The following is a 26,239-nucleotide window of genomic DNA, read 5'->3' as shown; positions in this document are numbered from 1 at the left end:
GGTAGTAAAGAAGTGCGAAGTGCAATAAACTGCCATTTAAGGCTAATTTTTTATTCGCTTGAGATACCCATCAGGGGCAACAGTAATTAATAGTTTGTGCTGAATGCTTTTATCAATTTCAAATTGGGGGTGGGTTTTTAGATATTCCCACACAGCGGTTTTAGGGTTGTTGCCTACTCCCCAAGGTCGATCTCCAAACATATCATCAGGCAAATCTTCGATGATAGTGTCGAAGACAATGCAATAGCTGCCAACTGAAACTAATGGTGCATAAGCTTCTAGTTCAGCCAAAACATGATCGTGGGTGTGATTGCTATCCAGACAGACTAAGATTTTATTCTTATGTGCCGCTTTAGCCTTTACCTGGGCAATAATTTCTGGATCAATGCTAGACCCTTGAATCATTGAAATGCGCTTAAACATTGGATGAGTCTCTATTGCCTCCCGATTATGTTGACGAATGTCAATATCCAAACCCAATACTGCAGCATCTTGAGGCCCTCCGCAAGCCGCGTTAAGTTCTAGCATAGAGGCTGAGAAGATCAGTGAGCCACCGTGAGCAATGCCAGTTTCGATAATCAAATCAGGCTGAATTGAGTATATCAACTCTTGCATTAACACAATATCTTGTGGATACTGGATAATCGGTCTTCCTAACCATTCAAAATGATAAGAATACTTCAGTGATTGAGCCTGTTGTATCCAGTGCTGTGATACGCTTTGCATTTTATGATTTTGAGTTTGTTGTTCAATTTCTTTGGCACAATCTTCTTTAAATTTTTGATAACTCATCTTTTTCATTTTGTATAACTCAAAACCTTACTGTATTTTTCTAAACTCGTTTCCAAACAATATTCAGGAGCCCAGCCCTTTGCTACAATAGCTGCGTTACTGCCCCCCAAAAAAGAATTTACATCATCAGAAGAATGCCCCATTGATAAAAGAAAGTTCGGATCTTGAGCTAGGATTTTACCAAGTTTCTGAATAACTTCAGCCAGTTGAATCGGACGACCCGAACAGATATTGAAAACATCCGAATCTTCTTGATTAGTGAGAAAAATTAACCCATCAGCAACCAATTCAACAGGCAGAATATCACGCCATTGATAAATTCCTATGGCAAAAGGTGGACGTAACCTCAAAAAAGCCTGGATAATGGAAGGAATTAACCGTTGAGGGCTTTCTCCTAATCCAAACGGCATAAAGATTCTACCCCAAGCTAGAGATACATCCTTAAGATCGCAAATTTTTTCTGCCAAACGACGTACACAATCTTTTGCTACGCCATATAAGGTTGTTGGATGACTTGGTGTTTTCTCTTCATGGCAATAGCCAAAAGACCAGTCATATTCAGCACAAGACCCAGCCACAACTACCCGTTCTCCCCCTTGTTCTACAAAAGCAGGAATTAATTTAACCGTAGCATCACACCAACTTAAGTTAAATGGTGATGTCCAATACTTTCCATGTTCAGCATACCAAGCCAAGTGCAGGAGATGAGAAGGTTGATATTCGGAAATCCACCGATGTTCTTTTTCTTTTAGTAAATCTACCTCAACAAAGGTTAAACGAGAATCTAATGCAGGAGCAGAGCGACCAATCACTAATACTTGATATCCTTGCTCTAACAAAAGACTAAGGACATAGCGACCAATAAAACCAGTAGCTCCGGTAATTGCAACTTTCAAGGTGCTACCTCCAGATGAGGAACTGCCGTTACAAACTCTCCATCCCACTCCCGAATATATTCAAGTTGAACCATTATTTCCTTTTTTAGATTCCAAGGTAAAATCATTACATAATGAGGTTTGGTATTTTTAAGATAGCTTTCCTCCACTATCGAAATACGACTCCCAGGCATAAATTTTCCTTGCTTCGCTGGATTACGATCCACAACAAAAGGAATTAAATCGGGACGAATCCCCGCATAATTCATTAGGGTGTTTCCTTTGGCCGCTGCGCCATAACCTACGACCACTTTACCGTGGCGTTTGGCCTCAAGCAAAAAGATCAAAAAATCATTTTTAACATGATTAAGTTGGGTCTGAAAATCAGCATAGTAGTCAGCATTTGAAATTCCAATTTTCAACTCTTTGTTCATTAATTTTTCGACGCGATCGCTCACCGGATGCACCCCAAAATCCTGCCGTTGAGCAAAGACTCGTAGGCTACCCCCATGAGTCGGGTGTTCCTCCACATCGAAAACAATCAAACCATTAGCAGCAAAAATTTGTTTGACTGCTGTTAGTGATAGATAGGAAAAATGCTCATGATAAATCGTGTCAAACTGGTTTTCTTCAATCAATCTCAACAGATGGGGAAACTCAAAGGTTGCGACTCCTTGGGGTTTCAATAATAGGGCAAAGCCTTCAACAAAATCATTGATATTGGGTACATGAGCTAAGACATTATTGGCGATCGTTAAATCCGCCTGTTTTCCTTCACTCGCTAACTTTTTCGCTAACTTAGTCCCAAAAAACTCTTCTACAATTGAGATACCCTTGCCACGAGCCGCTGCTGCTGTACTCGCTGTGGGTTCAATCCCTAAACAGGGAATACCACGACCCTGAACATATTGCAACAGATAACCATCATTCGCTGCCACCTCAACTACATAACTGTCTGGATTGAGTCCAAAACGCTCAACCATCTCAGAAACATAGCGATCGCAATGAGCCAGCCAACTGCTAGAAAACCCACTGAAATAGGCATACTCAGCATCAAACAATTCATCCGCTTGAGCAAAATCTTCAGTTTGGACTAACCAGCAGGATTCACAGACTAACACCCGCAAAGGAAACCAGCGTTCGGGAGCATGAAGAGTCTGCTCAGTCAGATAAGCATTGGAAGGAGGCGCACTACCTAAATCCACCAAAGGTAATTTCAGTTCGGAACCACAGTGACGACATTTCATATCACAATCCCCCGGAAATCTTCAGACAATAAGGGATGAGACGCATCGCGGGGGGAAACATCTGTTGCTTTCAATGGCCAAGGAATATTAATCTTAGGGTCACTATAGCGAATTCCTCCTTCAGATTTCGGATCATAATATGCGGTGTGTAAATAAAGCAACTCACTCCCTGGTTCTAATAATTGAAAACCATGAGCGCAGCCTTGAGGAATCACCATCATATCAGCATTAGCCGCCGATAATTCGGCTTGATACCACTGCAAGAATGTCGCTGAACCTTCCCGTAAATCCACTGCCACATCCCAAACTCGACCCGTGAGGCAACGGAGCAGTTTCATTTCAGCATGAGGTGGATATTGAAGGTGCAGCCCTCGAATTGCACCAATTGCTTCCGTGCGAGACAGATTGACTTGACGAATGGGTTCCCCTTGCAATAGGGAATCAAGTTCGCGATCGCAAAATGCGCGATAGAAAGTTTCCCATTCATCCTGAAAGGGTGTAGTTTCAACAAGATAAACCCCTTGAATTGGCGGAGAAACAATTTTCATAGGGCATTAACCAAAGTTGATTGAGTTTCTTGATATGCAGCAATTTGCGATAAAGAATATTCCCGCATATCTTGCCCTCGCAACCAAGCCTGATGCCAATCAACAGTAGCTTGGAGTGCCTGTTTTACAGACCAGCAGGGTTGCCATCCTAGCTCAGTCCGAGCCCGAGTAATATCCAACCTCAATAGCCCAGCTTCATGGGGATGATTTTCGCAAGCGTCTATTTCAACTCCTGCATTTTTGCCCCAAAGATGAGCTAGGGTCGTTGCTACTTTACCCACCGTTGCATCCCCTTTGGCATCGGGCCCAAAATTCCAAGCACAAGAATAACGACAGCCCTCTGAACTCAGAAGCTTTTCAGCCAGAAGTAAATAACCGGAGAGGGGCTCAATTACATATTGCCAAGGACGGATGGCATGGGGGGAGCGTAATTTCACCAATTGTCCCTTTTCAAAAGCTCGTAAGCAATCAGGGACTAGGCGATCAACTGCCCAATCACCCCCCCCAATCACATTACCTGCTCTAGCTGTAGCAACTGCAATTCTATGTTCTAAATAATTATCAACATTAAAAAACGAATTACGGTAAGCCCCTGTTACCAGTTCAGCACAAGCCTTACTACTACTGTAGGGGTCGTACCCACCGAGTGGCTCAGTTTCTCGATATCCCCAATCCCACTCGCGATTTTCATAACATTTATCGGAAGTAACATTGACAACGGCCCGGACTCCCTTGGTTTGGCGCACTGCTTCTAGGAGATTAACCGTACCCATGACATTTGTGGCATAGGTATCTACAGGGTTTTGGTAGGACTCTCGGACTAATGCCTGTGCTACCAAATGAAAAACAATCTCTGGGCTAAACTCAGCCATGACTTGCTTTAATCTAGGGAGTTCTCGGATATCTCCGAACACAGAAGTCATTCCCTGTGCCACTCTAGCCAGTTGAAATAAACTCGGTTGAGTAGCAGGTTCCAAGGCATAACCCACGACGATCGCCCCCAAGGATTGAAGCCACAAAGCCAACCAACTGCCCTTGAAACCCGTATGACCTGTGAGAAAAACTCGTTTTCCCTGCCAAAAACTAGGCTCCATTACCATACCTTCCAAGGAGCTTGTCCGGAACACCACAATTCTTCCAACAGATTCCTGTCTCTGAGGGTGTCCATTGGCTGCCAAAATCCATAGTGATTAAACGCAGTTAGTTGATTTTTACGGGCTATTTCTTGCAATGGATCACTTTCCCAACTGGTCTTATCCCCTTCAATAAAATCGAATACCTGGGGTTCTAACACAAAATAGCCACCATTAATCCATCCCCCATCCCCTTGCGGTTTTTCCTGAAAATTCAATACTCGCCCTTGTGGATCAATATTTAATGCCCCATACCGACCAGGTGGTTGTACGGCTGTAATTGTTGCCAATAAGCCGTTTTTCTGATGATAATTAATTAATTTGCTAATATCAATGTCACTGACTCCATCGCCATAAGTAAAGCAAAAAGTTTCATTTCCTACATAATCTTTAACTCGTTTCAACCGCCCACCAGTCAGAGTATTTTCTCCTGTATCTACAAGGGTTACTCGCCAGGGTTCAGTATGTTTATGATGTACTTCCATTTGATTGGATTGCATATCAAAGGTGACATCAGACATATGTAAAAAGTAGTTGGCAAAATATTCTTTAATTATATAGCCTTTATAGCCACAACAAATAATAAAATTGTTAACTCCATAAGCTGAGTAAGACTTCATGATGTGCCAAAGAATGGGGCGTTCTCCAATCTCTACCATTGGCTTTGGTTTGAGATGCGTTTCTTCACTCAGGCGAGTGCCATATCCTCCTGCTAAAATAACGGCTTTCATAGCATTTCTGCAACATTCCATTTCAATTGAGGTCTAACAACTCCTGGAATTGGTCCTATGTAGCCATTTCTACCAGGAGTCCCTTCGATTGGATCTTTTACATTAAAAGAAAGTGTATTTTTTTCGTAAAAATGGACTTTGACCGTTGATTCAAATGAGCTTAAAGCCAAACCTACAAAATAAACTCCCTCATTTAAAAAATTTCCGGGAATCCGACATTCTGCAATGTAATCACCTGGATCCATAATTTTTGCCTCTTGATCTGATGATACGAATGCACAGGTGCCATCCGATTGATAAAAATGAAAATTTGGCACAAACTTAATATGAGTTTTTTGAAGAATTCTATATTTCATTTGCACTTTGATTGGTTCTTGAATTTGAACCTCTGTAGCCAATTTTTCAAAATCTATTTTATTAACAGAACCAGCCAGCAAAATAGCATACTCATCACCTATTGGTTGAGGAAATTTAGTAAAATCAACTGAAGCGGGTGAAGATTCTGGATTAAAATAATAAATTATGAGATCAGAAGTAGAACCCATTTGGGAAATTCGACCAGCATCAAGCAAAATACACTTGGGGCAAAGAGATGTAATCATAGGCATACTGTGACTTACGAATAATACTGTTCTTCCTCCTTTTGCCACCTCCCCCATTTTCCCCAAACACTTTTTTTGAAACTGAGCATCACCTACAGCAAGAACTTCATCTACAATCAAAATTTCTGGTTCCAAATGAGCCGCTACTCCAAATGCCAATCTTACATACATCCCTGAAGAATATCGCTTTACGGGCGTATCAATAAACTTTTCTATGTCAGCAAATGCCACAATTTCATCAAACTTTCGCTTAATCTCCGCCCTGGTCATCCCCAGAATGGCACCACTAAGATAAATATTTTCCCTTCCCGTCAATTCTGGATGAAACCCAGTTCCTACCTCTAACAGGGAACCCACTCGTCCTCCCAAAATGGCCTCTCCTTTGGTAGGTGGCGTAATTCGGGATAAAATCTTTAATAATGTACTCTTCCCCGCACCATTTCGCCCAATAATGCCAACTACTTCACCAGGATAAATATCAAAATTAATATCTTTTAAAGCCCAAAATTCTTCGGTTGTGGATTGATCCAATTTACCATTCCAAAGTTTCCGAAACCCCTCAGCCAACTCATCCCGAAGGGTTAGATATCGCTTCTTTTCCTCCGACCGAATGCGATACATTTTTCCCAAGTCTCTAACAGAGATAATTGGCTTCATGCTCATCCCTAGATAAAATCTGCAAAACTTCGCTCGACCTGCCTGAACACTGTTAAGCCAAGCGCAAACATAACAGCAGAGGTAACGGCACTAATCCCACATCCTATCCAACTAAAACTTCCTTGTCCAGTCACAGCAAAGCGAAATGTCTCAATCAACCCTGCCATTGGGTTAAGATAATACCACATCCGGAGAGAATCGGGAACAATGCTGACTGGATAGACAATGGGTGAAGCATATAGCCAAATCTGGATCAGAAATGGGGTGACATAGCGAAAATCTCTATACCTGACATTTAGACTAGCCAATAATGTTCCCATCCCCGCAGCCAATATCATCACGACAACCATGACCACAGGAATTAGCAAGAGACTGGCAGTGGGTCTAAGTCCATATATATATGTCAGGGGCAAAAGGATAAACAGGGATACAGCAAAGTCAATCCACGCGGAACCCACCGCCGCAAAGGGAATTACCAGACGAGGAAAGTAAACTTTGGTAATCAATCTTTCATCCGCAATGATACTTTCCCCAGCCCTAGTCAGTCCTTGGGAGAATAGCCCCCATAACACCAATGCTGAGTACGCAAAAACTGTATAAGGGATACCATCAGAGGGAATTTTGGCAAAGCGACCAAAAATTAAAGTAAATATGAGTGTGGTCATCAATGGCTGCAAGACTACCCAAGCAATGCCGATCGCCGTTTGCTTGTACCTAACACTAACTTCCCTAGCAGCCAGGATATACAGTAAATCGCGATAAGCCCAAAACTCTCGCACTGCTTGGACTAAAGACTGATTCCCTGGACGAATAATAACTGCTCTATTGCTGGCTTCCACGCCTAAACTCCTTTCAATATGTTCTCCAAACTTAGGCATGGATACATATTACCTTTTTATATTGTTCTGGGCTGGATGAAGGATTAATATTTAAAATTTTCCCTTTACCTTTTTATATTGTTCTGGGCTAGATGAAGGCTCCAGGAGCAATTTTATGATTTATCACTCCAATACTCAGGGGGAATGGGATCGTTGAAATCATCGCTGATCCAACCCATCCCTCGATGTAAGCCAGGGATGCGGGGTTTAGGGGGTTGAGGTTCGATGTATTTTTGAGCCAAAAATTCAATGTAGTCTAAGACTTGTTGCTGCTGCTGAGGGGGTAGCTGTTGGAGTTGACCGATCGCCGTTTCAATTAAATCTTGGGTAGTTGAAGTGGACATTTTGACCTCCAGAAAGCTTGTCGGGTGGACAGTTTGGATGAATTTAGCTTAACACGCGGGTTCTGACTCCTGAAGGCGATCGCGTTCAGGTCCCTGATAGAAAAGTAAGGTCTTGTCTGAGCGATCGCATCCCTACTCATATCTTGTAACTCAAGCGCGATCGCCTCTGGGATTTTCTCTCGTGACGTTTAATCTCTATCTATATGACTATATGGACGAAATTCAAGCTGATGTTTTAGTGGTGGGTGGCAGTACGGGGGGGACTATTGCCGCAATTCAAGCGGCGCGACGTGGTGTTCAAACGGTTTTAGTCAGCGAATTTCCTTGGTTAGGAGGAATGCTCACCAGTGCAGGGGTAACGGCCCCTGATGGGAATGAACTAGCGGCATTTCAAACTGGTTTATGGGGTGCTTTTTTAAAGTCTTTGGAATCTCGTCAAGTAGAAGGGTTGGATCATGGGTGGGTCAGTTTTTTCACGTTTGACCCACGCACTGCAGCCCAAATTTTTGCAGATTGGGTGAAAGATCTGCCGAATTTGCACTGGATTTCTGGTCAAGTTCCTGTGGAAGTGTTACGTGACGGCAATGCGATCGCAGGAGTTCGTTTTCAAGATTTTCTTGTCAAAGCGCAAGTCACTTTGGATGGGACGGAACTAGGAGATTTGCTGGAGTTGGCACAAATTCCCTATCGTTGGGGTTGGGAATTTCAAGGAGAGTGGAATGAACCCAGTGCACCTGTTGGCCCCAATTCCCTTACAAAACGATATCCCGTACAAGTGCCTACCTGGGTAGTGGTGATGCAGGATTATGGGGAAGGGGCGACTGCTGCGGAAATTCCGGTACCTCCGATTGACGATGCCGATCGCTTTTTGCAGGCTTGGGAGAACTATGGCCCTGAGGCTTTTCTCAATTACGGCAGATTACCTGGAAATCGCTTCATGATAAATTGGCCGATCCAGGGGAATGATTATGGAGAAGGGGTTGGGCGACTGCTGGAAACGGCAGCATCTCGTTTAGAGTTTTTTCAGGAGGCGCGATGGCATTCCCAAAGTTTTGCGCGTTTTATCCAAACTGAGCTGGGGCCTCGCTATGGTTTAGCAGAGGGAATTTTCCCAGTTGATATAAAAGAAGTCAAAGGCCACTGCAATTTTTTTATAACTCCTAGTTTGGGGGGTGGAGCCTATGCTTTGCATCCCTATTATCGAGAAAGCAGACGTCTGGTAGGGGTCAAAACTGTTATAGAACAGGATATTTTGCCTGCGATTGGGGGACGAGTCGCTCAATTATCTGTGGACAACGCAGGAGTGTGTGATGCGATCTCTTTGGGGAATTATGCCAATGATCATCATTATCCCCATTTAGAAAGTTTGGACCCTGTTTTCAAACTGGCCCCCAAATCCATTCGTTGGGGTGGGCGCTGGACTGGGACTCCCTTTACGATTCCTTATGGTTCTTTGGTGCCATTGGAAACAGATGGACTGTTAGTTTGTGAAAAAAATATTTCTGTGTCTCATATTGCAAATGGGGCCACTCGTCTGCAACCTGTGGTGATGGGAATTGGACAAGCGGCAGGAATGGCAGCAGCCCTTTGTGTGGAAAAAAATTGTCAACCTAGGGATTTGCCTGTACGAGTCTTGCAAATGGCGTTACTCAAGGATGCGATCGCCCCAGCAGCCCTGGTCCCTTTATTTAATCTGACTCCTGATCAGGAAGACTGGTTAGATTGCCAGAAATTTTATTTGGAAAATCCAGACCAATATCCTCTTAGTGGCGATCGCCCCATCAAAAGTAAAATTCATCCTCCAGGTTATCGTGACGACTTGAGTTTTCTTTCCGTTCTTAAATCTGAAATCCCAGAGACTCAAAAAATAGTTTCAAGTCATATCAAATCCTCAGTTGCACATCACTCGGTTAATAATTGCCAACAATTTACAGGAATATTGCAATACAAAGGATTGCAGGATTATTCAATTATTTTGACGCATCCAGTAGAAATGGCAGGTCAAACTTGGAGTCTCGTTACCTTGCGTGCAGAAATAGACTGTCAATTACAGCAGTGCCAGGATGAACGACCCCTAACTATTTTGGGCCGTCAGAATTGCGCGGGAAATTGGATAATTGTTGAAGAACTAACCCCTTAAATTTCTATCGTCTTTCTCACCCATTGGGGATTAAGATGAACCTATTTTTTTAAAAGATGAAGAAGGCTGATAGAATACCCCCCGATTTAGTGCGATCGCGCCCTCATAGGTTCAAGAGTTGGATCGGCAAAAGTCTCTGTTGCCATGATTATTCAGGGCAAGATATAATTTTAGAGAATTAATCAATCAAAAAGCGATCGCCGACTAATTGGGACAGGGGGGTTTTCGGGTGAGAAAAGAGGTCTGTTCCTAAAGTGCAGAGGATGCAGGAGTGGAAAGATCAACAGGTCTTGACAACGATGCCCTTGGTGTGGGAAATTATCGCGGTTTCTGTCGCACCCTTTGTCAGCCATTGGAGTGATCCGTAACTGCATCGCGTCCGAGAGCCAAGTTCTAGGAGCGATCGCAAGTTAAGAGTCCGGTGATGCTTTTACCCCTGGTAATAGGGTAAGCTACTGTTATTCATCGACAGCCTAATCCTTCATTAGAAGGAGTCGGAGGTTGCGAGTCTGGCTGCAGTCCAGTCAGCCCTAACCGGCAAAAACAATTGTCCGGTGAGTTGCAACCATCATGGACAACAATAAACGGAGAAGGGTGCAACTACCTTGACCTATCCGTAATTGAGGAATGTGATGAGCAACGACTTAGATCTGATCAAAAGCCTTAGCCCCAGCGCAATGGATCAGATCATGATATATCTGGCCTTCAGTGCCATGAGAACCAGTGGGCACCGGCACGGCGCATTTCTGGATGCAGCGGCAACAGCAGCCAAATGTGCCATTTACATGACCTATTTGGAGCAGGATGAAAACCTGCGGATGACAGGTCACCTCCACCATATTGAGCCGAAGCGCGTTAAAGCCATTGTTGAGGAAGTTAAAGAAGCCTTAACAAAAGGCAAGCTCTTAAAAATGCTGGGTTCCCAGGAGCCTCGCTATCTGATTCAGTTTCCTTATGTGTGGCTGGAACAGTATCCGTGGAGACCCGGACGGCCTCGGATTCCGGGAAACAATTTGACGAGTGAAGAAAAACGCCAAATTGAACGTCAGCTTCCCAACAATATTCCCGATGCTCAACTGATCAACTCCTTCCAGTTTATGGAATTGATTGAGTTTCTGCACGCCCGATCGCAAGAGGATTTTTCGGCAGACAGACGGATGCCTCTGAGTGAAGCTTTAGCAGAACATATCAAGCGGCGTTTGGTTTACTCGGGAACAGTAACGCGGATTAATTCCCCTTGGGGAATGCCCTTTTACGCCCTAACCCGGGCTTCTTATTCTCCCGTAGATGACCAAGAGCGCACCTACGTGATGGTAGAGGATACGGCGCGATACTTCCGTCTGATGAAAGATTGGGCGGAACGGCAACCGAAAACGATGCGACTGTTGGAGGAATTAGATATCCCCTCTCATCGCATGGGTCAAGCGATGGAAGAGTTAGATGAAGTCATCCGCCAGTGGGCCGATCGCTATCATGAGGAGGGGGGTGAACCCATGTTGCTCCAAATGGTATTCGGTCCCCAAGAAGAGTCCTAAAGTTGTATTGGGATTCTCCTGATTCAATCCGGGCTGAATCTGGAAAGAATATCCCCTGCTAGAAGCGTCAATCAGTGTGTTTCGGACCCCTGTAGTCTAAAATCTATAAATCTCCTTTAACGCCCCTTTACAGGGGCGAAATATTGGGGATAAGCAGAAAAAAAACTTCCCCATTTAACCCTAACAAGAACGAGTCGAGAAACGTGGTTTTTTTAAGACTTTAGAAGGGATGAAAAGCTAAAGTAAACTCGTTAAGCCAGTTTGCAAGGTAAAGAGTTGAATCAGGGGAGTTACCGGGCGATCGCCCCGAAAAAACTCAAGTTTTACGAGTGCTGATTCGTCTGGAACTCCCCTGTTGACGCTCTAAAATTTCTTTCCCAACTAAACTGATCAACCCCAGACAGGCTAACAATGCTGCTGCGGAAAATGCTGACTGGGTTTGATACTGTTTATAAGCTTCCTCCACAAATAAGGGTAACGTTTGAGTTTTTCCAATTAAGTTGCCAGAAACGACAGCAACTGCCCCAAACTCTCCCATTGCTCTGGCATTGGTTAAAATCACTCCATAGAGTAATCCCCAGCGGATATTCGGTAAAGTAATCCGCCAGAAGATTTGCCAATCATTTGCGCCCAAGGTTTTGGCAGCTTCTTCCTGTTCGGGTCCCGTTTCTTCTAACACGGGAATCACGGAACGAGCGACAAAGGGGAGGGTTACAAATAAACTGGCAATTACGATTCCGGGTAAGGCAAAAATAATTTGAAGATTAGCGGATTGAATTAGGGGACCAAACCACCCATTTCGTCCATAAAGTAGGACAATCATCAGCCCAGCAACAACGGGTGAGATAGAAAAGGGCAAGTCAATGATACTCAAAATGAAGGCTCGACCCGGAATTTTGTGGCGGGCGATCGCCCATGCCGCGCATAATCCAAAGACGGTATTAATTGGCAGTACAATCGCTGCAACGAGGACGGTTAACTTTATCGCTTGTAAAAAGTCGTGGTCCCTAAAGTTGGTAAAGAAGGGGCCGAACCCGGTTCTAAAGGCTTGATAAAAGACATTCAATGCTGGAACGAACAGAACCAATCCTAAGTATGCGATCGCCACCCCAATAGCAATCCTCTGGACCCATTTTTCTTGCTTTTGGGAATTGCCGCTTTTCTGTACCGGATCATCACTCATGGATTTATGCATAACGTCTTCCCCAAGCTTGCACGAGATTAATTGCGAATAAAATCACTAAAGAAACCCCTAAGAGCACAACGCCTATCACCGTTGCTCCATAGTAGTCATATTGTTCCAGACGTTGGAAAATTAAGACCGGGGCAATTAAATCCTTAAAGGGAATATTGGACGCCACAATTACAATAGAACCATACTCTCCCACTGCCCGGGAAAATCCCAAGGCTATTCCAATTAAAATGGGTGAAATTAACTGGGGAATAGTAATTCGCCAAAAAGTTTGTGAATTAGAAGCACCTAAACTCCAAGCAGCTTCTTCTACTTCGGGTTCTAGTTCCCTTAAAACAGGTTGCACAGTTCGCACAACAAATGGAAGGGAAATAAATAACATAGCAATACCTACTCCTAAGCGGGAAAAGGCAATTTGAATCCCAAAGGGTGCAAGGAGTGAACCAATCCAACCCGTAGGGCTATAAACCGTGGCGATCGTCAAACCGGCCACCGCTGTGGGTAAGGCAAAGGGCAAATCAATTGCTGCATCAATAATCCGTTTAAACGGAAAGTCATAGCGCACTAATACCCAAGCAATCAAAGTACCAAATACGCCATTTATTAATGCTGTAACAAAAGCGGTAACAAAAGTGACATCATAAGCAGACATCGCTACCGGACTGGTCGCAATTCGCCAAAATTCCCCGGGGTCTTTTGTAGCCGACGTCCACAACAATGCACTCATCGGGAGTAATAGCATGATGCTCAGATAGCCAATTGTGATCCGCCAAGGCCAAGATAGATTGAGTAAGCTACCGAGGGGGGTTAGTAAATTTTTGCCACGATTATTTAAGGAAATACCCATAAGATAACCAGAATGAATCACCCTAAAATTTAATAGAATTTGACAGGCAGAGAAGTCTAATATTTTTGAGGAGCCGAAGAAAATATTAATTCCCGTTTTAGGAAAACCAAAGCACTCAAAAACAACTTATTTCCTTTTTTAAGATTTCATTTGTACTCCAATATCCCTGGAAATATTTTGGTTTCTTTAGCCTTCACATAAACCCACTGATTGGCTTCAAATTGAAGTTCATCAAAACGTTCTCGACTTAATTGCGCCGTCAAAATTGCTCCAGATTGTAAAGCCAATTCTACTTGAATTTCCCATCCTAAATGAACCAATCGCGTTACCTTGGCCGCCATAAAATCAGGTTCTGGTTCAGTTTTAATTAATAAATCATGAGGACGCAAAAATATTTTATCGGAGGGGGAAATATGAGCCGGAGTTTTACAGAGTCCTGAATTAATGGGAAGAACATTTACTGGTCCAATAAAACTCATCACAAATGAGCTGGCAGGTTGATCATAGATTTCACTGGCTGTTCCCACTTGTTCCACCCGACCATTGTTCATTACCACAATTTGATCGGCGACTTCCATTGCTTCTTCTTGATCATGGGTGACAAAAACTGTAGTGACATGAACTTCATCATGTAACTGTCGTAGCCAAGCCCGCAGTTCTTTGCGGACCTTAGCATCTAATGCACCAAAGGGTTCATCGAGTAACAAAACTTTAGGTTGTACGGCTAACGCTCGGGCTAATGCAATACGCTGGCGTTGACCCCCAGAGAGTTGCGCTGGATAGCGATCGCCTAACCCCTGGAGTTGAACCAACTCCAACAACTGCTCTACCCGCTCGCGAACTTGGGGCTGGGGTACTTTACGAATTTCGAGGGGAAAGGCAATATTTTTACGAATAGTCATGTGTTTAAACAGCGCATAATGCTGAAACACAAAGCCAATATTTCGCTCCTGGACACGAACTTTAGTCGCATTCTCTCCAGTCAAATAGATTTCACCTTTATCGGGTGGTTCTAGTCCTGCAATCAGTCGCAGTAATGTCGATTTACCGGAACCAGAGGGTCCTAAAAGAGCTACGAGAGATCCACTTTTAATGTCGAGGGTGACGTGATCAATGGCTAAAAATGAACCAAAATTTTTAGAAATGTCTTGAATTAAGATTCCCATGATTACAACTTGCGAGGTGAAGTCAATAAAATGCCTGATTTCAGAGCATGATTGGAGTGAACGTATGACCTTGAAACTGCTCAGGTTTTAGGGACGATATAAATTAGCTTGAATCTCGTCAAAAATTGCCCCAGCGTCAAAGAACTGTTTTTGTACAGTATCCCATCCGCCCAAATCTTCAATGGTAAATGAGGTATCAACAACGGGAAAGCGATCGCCTTGTTTACTCTCCACATTTGGATCTATAGGCCGAAACCCATAGCGAGCAAAAACTGTTTGAGCTTCAGGAGTAAATAAATAGCGCAGGAATGCTTCAGCTAGTTCTCGATTTCCATGTTTTTCCACATTTTCATCGATAATTGCTACTGCATTTTCGATCCCAATATTAACCTCGGGGACAATGTAAGGTAATTGGCGATCGTTCAGTCCCGCTAAAATCATTTCATTTTCATAGTTAACCAATACATCTCCCTGGTCTTGCCCAACAAAAGCATCTGTGGCTTCCCGAGAGTCTTTAGATAAAACCACTGCATTCTCATACACTTTCTGGGTAAAAGCCCTGGCCTCCTCGGGTGTTCCTCCAGTTTGGGTGACGGAACCCCAAAGCGCTAGAAAACTCCACCGCGCACCCCCAGAGGTTTTTGGGTTAGCCAGGACAACCTTGACATCATCTTTGGCTAAATCCGCCCAAGTTTGAATGCCTTTGGGATTATTAGGTCTAGTGGCGATTGTCACAACAGATCGAGTGACAATGGAATTATTAGGGGCTTCTTGTTCCCAACCCGGTTCAATCAGTCCCACTTTTTCCAGTTGTTGGATATCCAATGCTAACGCGAGGGCAACAACATCGGCATCCAGTCCATGTAGAACGGTCCGGGTTTGGGTCCCGGAAGGGCCGTAGCTTTGGCGAATGACTGCCTTGCGATCGTGCTCCCGGTTCCAAGTATCTAGGAATTGTGGAATGATTTCTTGATAGGCAGAAGGGGTCACCATGTAGGAGACGAGGGTCAGTTCTAGGGGATTAGTATTACTCGGATTACCTGTGCAGGCGGCGATCGCCCAACTCAGACTAACTCCCGCAAAGAAAACAACGCCCCACCGGATTAAAAATTTTGTGGACCAAAAGCGACTCATTTTCAGAAAAACCTAAGTATTTTGGCAATAAAATTAAGCAGACCTATAGAGCAAAGGATGGGTGAATCAAGTCCCGCTTATCCCCTGCTCAAAATTATATTCTGTTAATTAGACCTCTTGCAAAAAAATAGGAATTATGCTTGAAAGTTTAGGGGCAGGAAGGGGCGAATGAGCCAGAGGTTGAGCTTGCCTTTTACCCAGCCCTAGAGAAGGAGTTGAACTTTCTAATATAGCATAAAATTATTTTGGAAGAGGTCTATTAATCTCCTGGCAATTACCAGTTCTCCTCATTCGGGTCCGTTGATTTACTCCAAATTTCTACATCTAGATCGTTCAGATAAATCATTGCACTATCAATCTGGGATTTTTTCCCCCGGAGATCGAGGTCAAACCACCCATCATTTTTGATATTGGCGGACAACAGTGCTGCATTTAGGTTAACGGTCACTCCATACTCAGAAATCAGTCGAGAAATGATCGGTTCCTCCTGGTACTCTTTCGGAATCCGAATCCGAATTCGGAGGTGAGTCGGTCGGGAGTCTCCCGTTGAAAGGGGTAAAGATGGTGGCTGCAAACTTGAGTCTAGTTGAGCCTGAGAATTCGGTTGAGCTGGCATAAATCCTCCTTTGGGCTAATTGAATTTAGGAGTTGATGTTGATAATGCAGGGAATAATATTTTGGGTGGCTGTAAGAGAGTCTCATCGGCTGACTTGACTCAAAATGGTGTCAAAGACTGCGCCATCATCAAAGAATTTAGTTTGTACCGCATCCCAACCTCCTAAATCAGCAACGGTGAATAAGGTTTTGATGGTTGGAAATTGACTGGTAAATTCAGCGGCAATGTTAGGATCTACAGGCCGGAATCCCACCTTAGCAAATTCTCGTTGAGCAGTTGGGGTAAATAAATACTCGACAAAGGCTTCTGCAACTTCCCTCGTGCCATGCTTATCCACATTGGCATCAACCACAGCAATAGGATTATCGATAGAAATATTAACCTCGGGAACCACATAGGGAAGTTCTTGACCGCTTTGTTTAGCCAAAATTACTTCGTTTTCATAGTTGATCAAAACATCCCCTTGACCCTGCTTGAAAAAGACATCACTAGACTCGCGAGCGTCTCTGGGAAGCACAGGGACATTTTGGAAGACTTTGCGAGTAAATTCGTTAGCCGTTGTATCATTCCCTCCGGTTTGGGTCACCGCACCCCAAAGACCTAAGAAATTCCACCGAGCACCGCCAGAAGTTTTGGGGTTAGCGGTAATCACACTAACGTCATCTTTGGCTAAATCTTGCCAAGATTGAATGCCTTTGGGATTACCGGCTCGGGTGACTAGAGCCGCAACGGATTTATGCACGATCGCATTGTTGGGAGCTTCTTGTTCCCACCCGGGTTGAATCAGTCCAGCTTTTTCAATTTGTTGGGTATCTAATGCCAGCGCTAAGGCAACGATATCGGCTTCTAATCCATCAACGACGGCTCGGGTTTGGGAACCGGAACCCCCATAGCTTTGGGTAAAGGTAACTTCTTGGTTGTGTTCTTCTTTCCACTGCTGTGCAAATTGGGGAATGATTTTTTCATACGCTGCACGAGTGACGGCATAAGAAACCAGGGTGAGTTGTACATTATCACCGCCTCCTGTGGAATTACCGCCGCAAGCTGCGATCGCGGCAGTTAAGCTGAGTCCCACGAGAAACAATGAAACGGATTTTTGGATTCGTCGATACTTCCCTTTCGCTGTCCAGAGTTCTTTGCACCAACGAACGAGGGTCCCTTGCTCTAACTCCCAACTCCATAATCTGCGGGTTTGATGCTGGGATTTTTTCCTGTCCCGAATCGGCTGCTTTTGATCCATCATATCTACCTCTGTTGTAATCTCCGGTAAACTGGTCGGGATACCGTATATTAGTAATCGAAAACAATATTACTGGAAAAATCAAAAAAAAGCAAGGGTTTTTTTAAATCTCTCTACCATCAGGAATTGATGACAAAAGGATCACGGATTCTCTCCCTGACTGGGGCCTTACTTAAAAAATCAGTTGGTAACTTGTAATTTTGGGTAGGAAAGAGCTAAAAGCCTCTTCCCATAAGGGTTTTCAAATAAATGGAAGAAATCTCAAAAAACCTCTTGCTTTTTTCCAATACCCTGTGCTACATTTATAAACTGTTGGCAAGGACGCATAGCTCAGTTGGTTAGAGCACCACGTTGACATCGTGGGGGTCACTGGTTCGAGTCCAGTTGTGTCCATTCAAAGCTTGATTAGAGAAACGTAAACTAGGAATTAGTCGCCGATCCTCGATCTGCGGCGATTCTGTTGATCTGAGCGACTAAATCAGTTGCCTTTGACTATCCAGTGTTCAAAGGGCCTTTTTTATGTTCAAAACTCTATGGGTTTCGGACTGATGCAGAAGCGATCGCCTGTCCAGTCTCTCCGGTGAATATAGTTACTTGTCCACAGTCCAACCAGCAAGCGATCACTTCTGGGAACCACAAATATCCAAACCCTAGGGCGTTGGCATAACTTCAACAGTTATGAACAGATTTTTTAGGGATTTGAGGGATAGTTTATGATTAATTTAGATGAAATTAGTAGGGTTTATTAAAGGGATAAACCTCAAAAATTTAACCTAAACCCTAGATATTTTATCGAGTTAAAAAACATTTATCGCTTAAATTATAAATCTTTTAGGGTAAAATAGAGAGATAAAGAAAGTTGATGAACTCCCCTAAAACTAGCCAAGGTTCACCTGTGAAAACATACTTGATGAGGTGCAGGGTCATTAAGGAGGGGTATGTAACTTTTACCCCTTCCACAATGCCACTGAAGGAATCGGGCATGAAGGAGCGGTAAGACCTAGCCTATTCCACCGAACTAACCCCTCTAAGGGTATAAATAGTGATTAAAGAAGAACTTTTCAAAAAAAAAGAGTATCTTCATTGATCACAAACCAAAGAAATATAGAGGATCGGACCCTGAACATGAGATTATCTTGGCGCTGGTTTTTACTCCCGAGCTTAATTAGTTTAACTTTCGCGATCGCCCTCCAGGATCGCTCGCAAGTGGCCCATTCGCAAATCCAGCCTCCCTCCACCGAGAGCCTGAACCAGCAATCCGGACCCCTCTTTATTTTAGACAAAACCCTCGAAGGACATACGAGCTGGGTCGGAACCCTCAAATTTAGTCCGGATGGCAGCATCCTTGCTAGTGGGAGTCGAGATAATACGATCAATCTTTGGAATTGGACGAGTGGGGAATTGATTCGCACCCTGCTGGGACATTCCTCTGATGTGAATTCCCTCGCTTTTAGTCCCGATGGACAAGGTTTAGCGAGTGGTAGTAGCGATCTCACCGTCAAGTTGTGGGATGTCAATCAGGGCATTTTAACCGGGACTCGATTGGGTCATACCTTTGCGGTTCGCGGCGTCGCCTTCACCCCAGATGGACAAACTTTAGCCTCTGCCAGTGCCGATCGCAGCATCATCCTGTGGGATGTCAACACGGAACGAGAAAGGCGGACCCTGAACTGGCATTCTAGCTTTGTGTGGGCAGTCGCCGTCAGTCCCGATGGCAATACCTTGGTGAGTGGCGGCTACGATAATACCATCCGCTTTTGGAGAATGCCCAATGGGAAAAAGTGGCGCTCCATTGAAGGGCATTCGAGCCCGATTACCGCGATCGCCTTTAGTCCGGATGGACAAACTCTCGCCTCTGCCAGTGCCGATCACACCATCAAGTTATGGGATCTCAACACGGGGTCTTTGAAAAGCACCTTAACGGGTCATGCAGATTGGGTTTTAGCGGTGGCGTTTAGTCCCGATGGTCAACTGCTTGCCAGTGGGGGTGCCGATCGCACCCTGCGCCTTTGGAATGTGGAAAATGGTTCTCTACGAACCCTGTTTAACAATCATCAAGGGCGAGTGCTCTCCGTTGCCTTTAGTCCCGATGGACAGGCCCTCGCCAGTGCCAGTGCCGACAAAACGATTAAAATTTGGCGCACCACCCAATAAAATTAGTTGAATTTAAAGCCAAAAACCGGGATATTTCTCCAGATTGGCAGCTCTTACATTTTTCTATAAAAGCTAGGATGATTCTCATCTTTATGCCATCCAACTGGAAAGGAAATTATCCCGGCTTTTACTACATTTTTATAGCTTGAGGTTGAATAAAACTTGGAGTAGGAGTGATCCTTTTTAAAACATCAAAATTTTATTTTCGGGGAAGGATAGCGAAAAATGAACCTATGGGAAAGCTTAGATATGGCGACTAAAACCCTAGTCGCCAACAAAACTCGAAGTACCCTCACCATGCTGGGGATTATTATTGGGAATGCAGCCGTTATTGCTACGATTGGGGTCGGGGAAGGAGCGCAAAATTTTATTGGAGGACAAATAGAATCCTTGGGAACCAATGTGCTGATTATTGCCCCAGGGAATCGGAATAGCCGTAGATTGGGAGGACCGCCACAAACCTTGGTGTTGGACGATGCAGAGGCGATCGCCTCCCAAGTCCCGGGGATTAATGGTGTGTCTCCCGAACTCAATGGTAGCGAGTTAGTGCGCTATGGCAATCAAAACTTTTCCGCGTTGATATTTGGCATCAGGCCAGATTTTCTGAACGTCCGTAACTTTGAAGTAGAAAAGGGAACATTTTTTAATGAATTAGATGTTCAGCGCAGCAATCCAGTAGTAGCCTTGGGTTCAGATTTAGCAATTGCTTTATTTGGGGAAAACAACCCCATTGGAGAAAAAGTTCGCATTAAAAATGTCAGCCTAGAAGTAATTGGGGTGATGAAACCTAAAGGAGGATCTTTTGGTACAAACTACGATGAAACTGCCTTAATTCCTATCACAACGATGGCGAATAGAATCTTAGGACGACAATCGCCATACGGACTACCGCTTTCTTTTATTTGGGTGACGATCGCCAATGAAGAAGGGATGGCAATGGCGCAGTTTCAGATTGAAAATTTGCTGCGTCTGCGTCATAAAATCACAGAGGAAGATGATTTCTACGTTCAGAATCAGCAAGATTTAATGAATACTTTTGATGCGATTACCGGGGCCTTAACCGTGTTACTCGCAGCAGTGGCGAGTATCTCCCTACTGGTGGGTGGAATTGGGATTATGAATATCATGCTGGTATCGGTGACTGAACGGACTCAGGAAATTGGGTTGCGCAAGGCGATCGGCGCAACTCAGCAAGATATTTTAATTCAGTTCATCATAGAAGCAGTGATTTTATCGGTAGCGGGGGGTGCGATCGGCATTGGTATTGGGGTAGGAGGTATTTTTTTGATTGCCCTAGTCACGCCCTTTGAGGCGGGCGTTTCGGGAATGGCGATCGCTCTAGCAACTAGCGTCTCTGGAGGCATCGGCTTATTTTTTGGAGTGGTTCCTGCCCGTCGTGCCGCCCAACTAGACCCGATTATAGCCTTAAGAAGTGAGTAATTGTCATTGCTCTTTGGTCCTGGGTTGAGCTGTAAATTTATTGAATTAAAGATTACTATGAACTCTCAAAATCAACTCCAATCTACTCTACCGAGTCCGGAACAAAAAGCGGCGATCGTAGAACTGAAAGATGTTTACAAAATTTATGGGTCAGGCAATACAGAAGTTCAAGCCCTAAAAGGGGTTGATTTAACCATTTATGAAGGAGAATATTGCTCAATCATGGGGGCCTCCGGATCGGGAAAATCTACGGCCATGAATATTATTGGCTGCCTGGATAGACCCAGTAGCGGATATTATTATCTGGATGAGGTAGATGTTACCCAAATGGAAGATGCCAATTTAGCCAAAATTCGGAATTTAAAGTTAGGATTTGTTTTCCAGCAATACCATTTGTTACCTCAATTAAGTGCGTTAGAAAATGTGATGTTGCCGATGGTATATGCGGGAATTCCTAGCGCAGAACGGCGGGAGCGAGCGAAGGAGGCATTAACGCGGGTTGGGTTAGAAAACCGGATGAATAATAAACCCAATCAGATGTCTGGGGGACAACAACAACGGGTAGCGATCGCCCGGGCGATCGTTAACCAGCCCGTTTTATTATTAGCAGATGAACCCACCGGCGCTTTAGATACTAAAACCACTGAAGAAGTCATTCATATTTTTTCCGAACTTAATGCGAGTGGCATGACGATCGTGATGGTCACCCACGAACCGGAAGTCGCCCGCGCCACTAAACGAATTGTCATGTTTCGGGATGGAGAAGTCATCCAATCCCACCTGACTCCGGCTGATTTGCATGGAGCAACGTTTTAGAGGTTATGATGAGACGATTTTGCCCGGTTAAATCACCGGGCAAGGCTCAATCTTGATGTTTTAAAATGAATATCCCCTTTAAAAATGCGATCGGTCTGAGGGGTTTGGATGGGATTTATCAGGAGTCTCACTCCGATTTAATTAAGTTAGTCATGTTACCAGTTATTGACCGCCGCCTCATCAATTTGAGTTCAAATTGAGTTCAAAAAAAGGAATAATTTCCCCCATAGCTGCTCGTATAAAGAAAATTTTGGGGAATTCTATAAAGCCCGAGTAACAGTCGAAACAGGATATCACAGAAAAAACGCCTGAATTCCCTGATAAATCTACCTATAGTAGAAGGTTTTGGGCCATTAATTTTTTTATGATGGGAAAGAGATTAAAGGGCCGTTCTGTCCAAAAGACAGGATAGAATCTTGTTCTCACAAAAGTGAAAATATCTGAAAACTAGCCAATCACCGTGATAAAAGCAGGCCAGTTTAGTCACCCAACGTTTGGAGTTCTGATTTCCTAAAGCAGGAAGGAAGTCAATCGGCTCTATAGGAGTGTTCGATGGGAGCAGTCTAGGTCTACTAAAACCTCCAGCCTTTTGGGCTGTAGCTAAATGGACCCAGCTTGCCTCAGGCTGGGAAAGAAAAAGCAGATCTGTGACAGCCGGATTGGAGAGGAAACCTTTGCTGGAAGGGAAATACCCATTGATTCGGGCTTCAAGCCTGGGTCAGAGGGTCCTCGCTGCCCAGGTCAAGTCCCCGGGTTTACGGCTGGTGTAGGTGATGGAAGTCACGCCGATCTATTACGGAGGGTCACTTCCGGCAGCTACAGCGATCGCTCACAAGGTAGCAACCGATGATTCATAATAAGCTCAAGGGAGTTATTTACTAAAAATGCCATCGTTAAAATACAAAACGACGGGACTTGAAAGGGGATGGACTAGGGCAGTCAATGATAGGCGAATGGAGAATCCGATAGCTGGTGTGAGTAAAAAATCATCGACCCCGGATAAAGAACCCCCTCTGATCTTGGTCGTCGATGATGACCGCTTTATGAGGGATCTCCTCCGTCAAGTCATGGAAAAAGAGGGCTACCGAGTAGCCGAAGCAGAAAATGGCCTTCAGGGTTTAGAGGCGTATATTCGTTTGAATCCCGATATGGTTTTGCTGGATGCCATCATGCCTGTTATGGATGGTTTTACCTGCTGTACTAGGCTGCAAGCCATGTTTGAGGATGATTCTTCAGGGGAGTATGACTTTGCATCCCATACCCCCATTTTAATGATTACCAGTCTTGAGGACAGTAAATCGGTGGATCACGCATTTGAGGTAGGTGCTGTGGATTTCGTCACCAAACCGATTCACTGGGCTGTTTTGCGTCAAAGAGTTAGACGATTGCTGGAACAAGCACAGCTTTATCGAGAACTACAAGCGGCGAATGAGGAGTTGCAGCGTCTGGCGTTTCTGGATGGGTTGACTCGGGTTGCCAATCGTCGCGGTTTTGATCAAGCATTAGAACACGAATGGCGGCGACTGATTCGGGAAAGTGTGTCAGCGAAAAATGCTGGGACAGAGACTCATTTTGTCCAAAATCCTTCATCTCTATCTTTGATTTTGTGTGATGTAGACTTTTTTAAGCGCTACAACGATTCCTGTGGGCATTTAGCGGGGGACGAATGTTTACAAGAAGTTGCAGAGGCATTACGGCGATCGGTAAAGCGCCCCGGGGATTTGGTGGCGCGTTATGGGGGAGAAGAATTTGCGATTTTGCTTCCCAATACGGATGCAGCAGGGGCAGTGAGTGTGGCCCAAAAAATTCGGACTGAAATCCGCAATTTACAAATTCCCCATCCCACTTCGTCGGTGAGTGAATTTATTACGGTGAGTTTGGGAGTGACTGCCACAATTCCTTGTTCAAGTACGGTCCCCTCTGAGTTGATTTCTATTGCGGACAAAGCTCTTTATCAGGCAAAAGAATCGGGGCGCGATCGCCTGATTTTAAAAATTTTTATCTTGCCCAATTAAGAAAACTTCCCCAATTAATATTTCTCGAATATCTGGGTCAGTTTGGGTCATCCCCAAATTTGGACTGTCTTAACACCGTAAATCCATTGGTTGAGGAGATGTTAATTGGGAGTTTGTTCTCCTTTTCAAACTTTTCAAAGATAAAAAAAGAGAGACAAAGAGAGAGAAAAAGGGTGGGAATTTCCCACCCTTTTTCTGTTCAAACCACGGCGGATAAACTCACTTGTGCCGTTTGTGCCACCGGAGTGACTTCATCTTGGGCTAATGTTTCTAAGATGGGACGAACTTCAGGACCCCCAAGCCGTCCCAGGGCTTGAGCGACGCGATGGCGAATTTGCCAATCCGCATCGCTGGCATAGGGAATTAATAATGCAGTTGCTCGCTGATCACCGAGTTCCCCAAAAGACCCGATCGCCGCTGTTTTGATGAGACTTTCTGAAGAATTTAGAGCATCTTCTAAGAGGGTAAAAGACCGACTATCTCCTAATTCTCCTAAAGCAGCAACAATACTGAGTTTTAGCAGCCATTCAGAAGTATTGTGATAGATCTCTTGCAACTCTTCAAATGCTTCCGTTAATTGCAAACCTCCCAGAGAGTCTGCCGCTGCCGCTTGTACGTCAGTTTCAGAATCATTTAAAAGGCGATCGCGTAGGACCGTTAAAGCCACATCCCGATCTAGCTGGCCTAAACTTGCCATTTGACTCACCGCTGCATACCGCACCCGCGCACTACTATCTTGAATGGTCGGGAGAATCAGTTCTAACGCGATCGCCGGTTCAAGCTGTCGCAGTTGATTCACTCCGCGTAGGCGATCGCCCATTGTTTCTGAATGCAGTAATTCCCTTACTGACTCTGGAGTAACGTTCATTTTTTATGATCTGTTCCTTATCTGATATTCTTTCACCGAAATAAAACGGATCTTTAGTTTCTTTGATCCATTACTTCCTAATGATCATTCACCATCTTTTATCCCTTCGGACCTCAAGTCTATTCCCTTGGGAATGTCAACTCTTATCCTTCCTCGGTTGCCATCGCCCGCACAATATCTCCCCGAGTCAGGATACCGATTGGCTTACCTGCTGAATCGATGACCGGCAAGCGATGTACTCCCTTCTCATGCATCAATTCTGCCGCTTCTCGTAAAGACTTCTCCGGTCTAATCGTTTGAGGATTTTTGGTCATCACTTCCCCGACAGTTTGTCCCAGTGCCTTATGTAAATCCCGCTGATATTTAGCTGGATTTTCTAAATAAATTACACTATCAAGCACCATAATATAGGGCGGTGGTGTGACCCCACTTTCCCGCCACATCAGGTCTCCCTGGGAAATAATCCCCATCAAATTTCCGGCACCATCTACCACGGGAAGTCCGCTGAAGCGCCGTTCCGCCATAATCTGAATCGCCTCATCCAAAGATGTCTCTGGAGTCACGACGATCGGATCTTGGGTCATAATCTCGGCAACTGTTTTCGCCATCTTTTTTTATCTTTATCTCAAGCTAATTTGTGACCGTCATCTAAAACATTGAGTGCTTGATCCGGCTGCATCTACAGGGTCAAACTTGATGGCTTAAACCCAGTCTGAGCTGTTTTTTCCCCCGATCCCAAGTTGTAGAGCGGTCAGGTCACTTTAAAAATTCAAGTGACCGTAAGAGAGATTTTCTCAGATATGCGGACAAAAGTCGATGTTTCAGCCGGGGGTCAAAGTTCGGGTAGATCTGCACTTGACCACGAAACCACAGACTTCGGCAGTTAGAATCAGTATTGTAAAGATTTATTTCCCTCGGAGGCTATGACACCCCTCGATTCCCCAGACCCTCAGTATCAGAATATTTCCATTTGTCAGCATCAATCTTGTCAACGCCACGGATCCCCAGAGGTTCTGAAAGCTTTTCAGCAGATACAACTCCCCCCAGGAGTGACGGTTAATGGCACGGGTTGTCTGGGACAATGTAGCTCGGGTCCCACGGTTAAAGTCAACCCGGATAATATTTGGTATTGTCGCGTCACACCGGCTGATGTGCCGGTGATTGTAGTCCAACATTTAGAAAACGGTGAGCCCGTGGATGCTCTGCTCAACCCCAGAATTCACTTCAAATTTTCGTTTTAGCTTGTCCCAAAAAAAAGGGGCGATCGCC

Annotated in this window: 24 protein-coding genes and 1 tRNA gene; 8 read left to right on the top strand and 17 right to left on the bottom strand. The window is 44.5% G+C overall.

The annotated features are described in order from the left end of the window. Positions 1-42 precede the first annotated feature (42 nt). The 9 genes from NG796_RS09920 to NG796_RS09880 all read right to left on the bottom strand — a co-directional run bounded on the left by NG796_RS09920 (position 43) and on the right by NG796_RS09880 (position 7,807). Positions 43-801: a cephalosporin hydroxylase family protein gene (locus tag NG796_RS09920; RefSeq protein WP_261206344.1), complete on the bottom strand. Its 759-nt coding sequence runs from the start codon at positions 799-801 to the stop codon at positions 43-45. Beyond that, on the bottom strand, positions 798-1,688 hold the full coding sequence (locus tag NG796_RS09915; protein ID WP_261206342.1) for an NAD-dependent epimerase/dehydratase family protein: 891 nt from the start codon (positions 1,686-1,688) through the stop codon (positions 798-800). The genes NG796_RS09920 and NG796_RS09915 overlap by 4 nt, the downstream gene beginning before the upstream one ends. After that, positions 1,685-2,914, bottom strand: a complete 1,230-nt coding sequence (locus tag NG796_RS09910; RefSeq protein ID WP_261206341.1) for a class I SAM-dependent methyltransferase — start codon at positions 2,912-2,914, stop codon at positions 1,685-1,687. Before NG796_RS09910 ends, NG796_RS09915 begins: the two co-directional genes overlap by 4 nt. Then, complete coding sequence (locus NG796_RS09905) at positions 2,911-3,462, bottom strand: dTDP-4-dehydrorhamnose 3,5-epimerase family protein (protein ID WP_261206340.1); 552 nt, start codon at positions 3,460-3,462, stop codon at positions 2,911-2,913. Before NG796_RS09905 ends, NG796_RS09910 begins: the two co-directional genes overlap by 4 nt. Beyond that, entirely contained in the window at positions 3,459-4,556 is a 1,098-nt protein-coding gene (gene rfbG / locus NG796_RS09900; RefSeq protein ID WP_261206339.1) for a CDP-glucose 4,6-dehydratase, read from the bottom strand. Before rfbG ends, NG796_RS09905 begins: the two co-directional genes overlap by 4 nt. Next, entirely contained in the window at positions 4,556-5,326 is a 771-nt protein-coding gene (gene rfbF / locus NG796_RS09895; protein WP_261206336.1) for a glucose-1-phosphate cytidylyltransferase, read from the bottom strand. Before rfbF ends, rfbG begins: the two co-directional genes overlap by 1 nt. Beyond that, entirely contained in the window at positions 5,323-6,585 is a 1,263-nt protein-coding gene (locus NG796_RS09890) for an ABC transporter ATP-binding protein (RefSeq protein ID WP_317619292.1), read from the bottom strand. The genes rfbF and NG796_RS09890 overlap by 4 nt, the downstream gene beginning before the upstream one ends. 8 nt (positions 6,586-6,593) lie before the next feature. Then, the gene (locus NG796_RS09885; protein WP_261206333.1) at positions 6,594-7,463 is read right to left on the bottom strand and encodes an ABC transporter permease; all 870 of its coding nucleotides are present in this window, start codon (positions 7,461-7,463) and stop codon (positions 6,594-6,596) included. Between the two features lie 113 nt (positions 7,464-7,576). Next, complete coding sequence (locus NG796_RS09880; protein ID WP_261206331.1) at positions 7,577-7,807, bottom strand: DUF2281 domain-containing protein; 231 nt, start codon at positions 7,805-7,807, stop codon at positions 7,577-7,579. Between the two features lie 211 nt (positions 7,808-8,018). Here NG796_RS09880 and NG796_RS09875 point away from each other — a divergent pair, with 211 nt between their 5' ends. Next, the gene (locus NG796_RS09875) at positions 8,019-9,947 is read left to right on the top strand and encodes an FAD-dependent oxidoreductase (protein WP_261206480.1); all 1,929 of its coding nucleotides are present in this window, start codon (positions 8,019-8,021) and stop codon (positions 9,945-9,947) included. Positions 9,948-10,579: 632 nt separating this feature from the next. After that, on the top strand, positions 10,580-11,482 hold the full coding sequence (gene hetR, locus NG796_RS09870; protein WP_261206329.1) for a heterocyst differentiation master regulator HetR: 903 nt from the start codon (positions 10,580-10,582) through the stop codon (positions 11,480-11,482). Between the two features lie 316 nt (positions 11,483-11,798). Here hetR and cysW read toward each other — a convergent pair whose 3' ends face one another. From cysW to NG796_RS09840, 6 genes are all read right to left on the bottom strand, one after another. Continuing rightward, positions 11,799-12,677 carry a sulfate ABC transporter permease subunit CysW gene (gene cysW / locus NG796_RS09865; RefSeq protein WP_261206327.1) on the bottom strand — a complete coding sequence of 293 codons (879 nt, stop codon included), beginning with the start codon at positions 12,675-12,677 and terminating at the stop codon, positions 11,799-11,801. Continuing rightward, complete coding sequence (gene cysT / locus NG796_RS09860; protein WP_261206325.1) at positions 12,670-13,521, bottom strand: sulfate ABC transporter permease subunit CysT; 852 nt, start codon at positions 13,519-13,521, stop codon at positions 12,670-12,672. Before cysT ends, cysW begins: the two co-directional genes overlap by 8 nt. Before the next feature lie 146 nt (positions 13,522-13,667). Beyond that, on the bottom strand, positions 13,668-14,687 hold the full coding sequence (locus NG796_RS09855; RefSeq protein WP_261206323.1) for a sulfate/molybdate ABC transporter ATP-binding protein: 1,020 nt from the start codon (positions 14,685-14,687) through the stop codon (positions 13,668-13,670). An 87-nt stretch (positions 14,688-14,774) separates the two neighbouring features. After that, positions 14,775-15,821 carry a sulfate ABC transporter substrate-binding protein gene (locus NG796_RS09850; protein WP_261206321.1) on the bottom strand — a complete coding sequence of 349 codons (1,047 nt, stop codon included), beginning with the start codon at positions 15,819-15,821 and terminating at the stop codon, positions 14,775-14,777. Positions 15,822-16,095: 274 nt separating this feature from the next. Further along, complete coding sequence (locus NG796_RS09845) at positions 16,096-16,437, bottom strand: NIL domain-containing protein (protein WP_261206319.1); 342 nt, start codon at positions 16,435-16,437, stop codon at positions 16,096-16,098. 82 nt (positions 16,438-16,519) lie between these two features. Further along, positions 16,520-17,677, bottom strand: coding sequence for a sulfate ABC transporter substrate-binding protein (locus tag NG796_RS09840; RefSeq protein WP_411268796.1), 1,158 nt, complete (start codon positions 17,675-17,677; stop codon positions 16,520-16,522). A 319-nt stretch (positions 17,678-17,996) separates the two neighbouring features. Here NG796_RS09840 and NG796_RS09835 point away from each other — a divergent pair. The 5 genes from NG796_RS09835 (at position 17,997) to NG796_RS09815 (ending at position 24,102) form a co-directional block, all read left to right on the top strand. After that, positions 17,997-18,070: transfer RNA gene (locus NG796_RS09835), tRNA-Val, on the top strand. A 732-nt stretch (positions 18,071-18,802) separates the two neighbouring features. Further along, complete coding sequence (locus NG796_RS09830) at positions 18,803-19,831, top strand: WD40 repeat domain-containing protein (RefSeq protein ID WP_261206315.1); 1,029 nt, start codon at positions 18,803-18,805, stop codon at positions 19,829-19,831. A 225-nt stretch (positions 19,832-20,056) separates the two neighbouring features. Then, positions 20,057-21,271 carry an ABC transporter permease gene (locus tag NG796_RS09825; RefSeq protein WP_261206313.1) on the top strand — a complete coding sequence of 405 codons (1,215 nt, stop codon included), beginning with the start codon at positions 20,057-20,059 and terminating at the stop codon, positions 21,269-21,271. A gap of 57 nt (positions 21,272-21,328) precedes the next feature. Then, positions 21,329-22,087 (top strand): ABC transporter ATP-binding protein, encoded by a 759-nt coding sequence (locus NG796_RS09820; RefSeq protein ID WP_261206312.1) that lies wholly within the window; start codon positions 21,329-21,331, stop codon positions 22,085-22,087. 953 nt (positions 22,088-23,040) lie between these two features. Continuing rightward, a complete protein-coding gene (locus NG796_RS09815; protein ID WP_261206310.1) occupies positions 23,041-24,102 on the top strand; it encodes a PleD family two-component system response regulator in 1,062 nt (353 codons plus the stop codon). 199 nt (positions 24,103-24,301) lie between these two features. Here the strand turns inward: NG796_RS09815 and nblB are convergent, their stop codons facing one another. Further along, positions 24,302-24,970, bottom strand: a complete 669-nt coding sequence (nblB, locus tag NG796_RS09810; protein WP_261206309.1) for a phycobilisome degradation protein NblB — start codon at positions 24,968-24,970, stop codon at positions 24,302-24,304. A gap of 143 nt (positions 24,971-25,113) precedes the next feature. Next, complete coding sequence (locus NG796_RS09805; RefSeq protein WP_261206308.1) at positions 25,114-25,578, bottom strand: CBS domain-containing protein; 465 nt, start codon at positions 25,576-25,578, stop codon at positions 25,114-25,116. A gap of 315 nt (positions 25,579-25,893) precedes the next feature. On the opposite strand from NG796_RS09805, the gene NG796_RS09800 reads away from it, so the two are divergent. Further along, positions 25,894-26,211: a (2Fe-2S) ferredoxin domain-containing protein gene (locus tag NG796_RS09800; protein WP_261206307.1), complete on the top strand. Its 318-nt coding sequence runs from the start codon at positions 25,894-25,896 to the stop codon at positions 26,209-26,211. Positions 26,212-26,239: the final 28 nt, after the last annotated feature.

Origin of the sequence: Laspinema sp. D2d (genome assembly GCF_025370755.1) — a bacterium.
In the GTDB taxonomy this organism is placed as follows: Bacteria; Cyanobacteriota; Cyanobacteriia; order Cyanobacteriales; family Laspinemataceae; genus Laspinema.
Note: the sequence above shows the minus strand (reverse complement) of the source record. Positions and strands in the feature narration are given on the sequence as shown.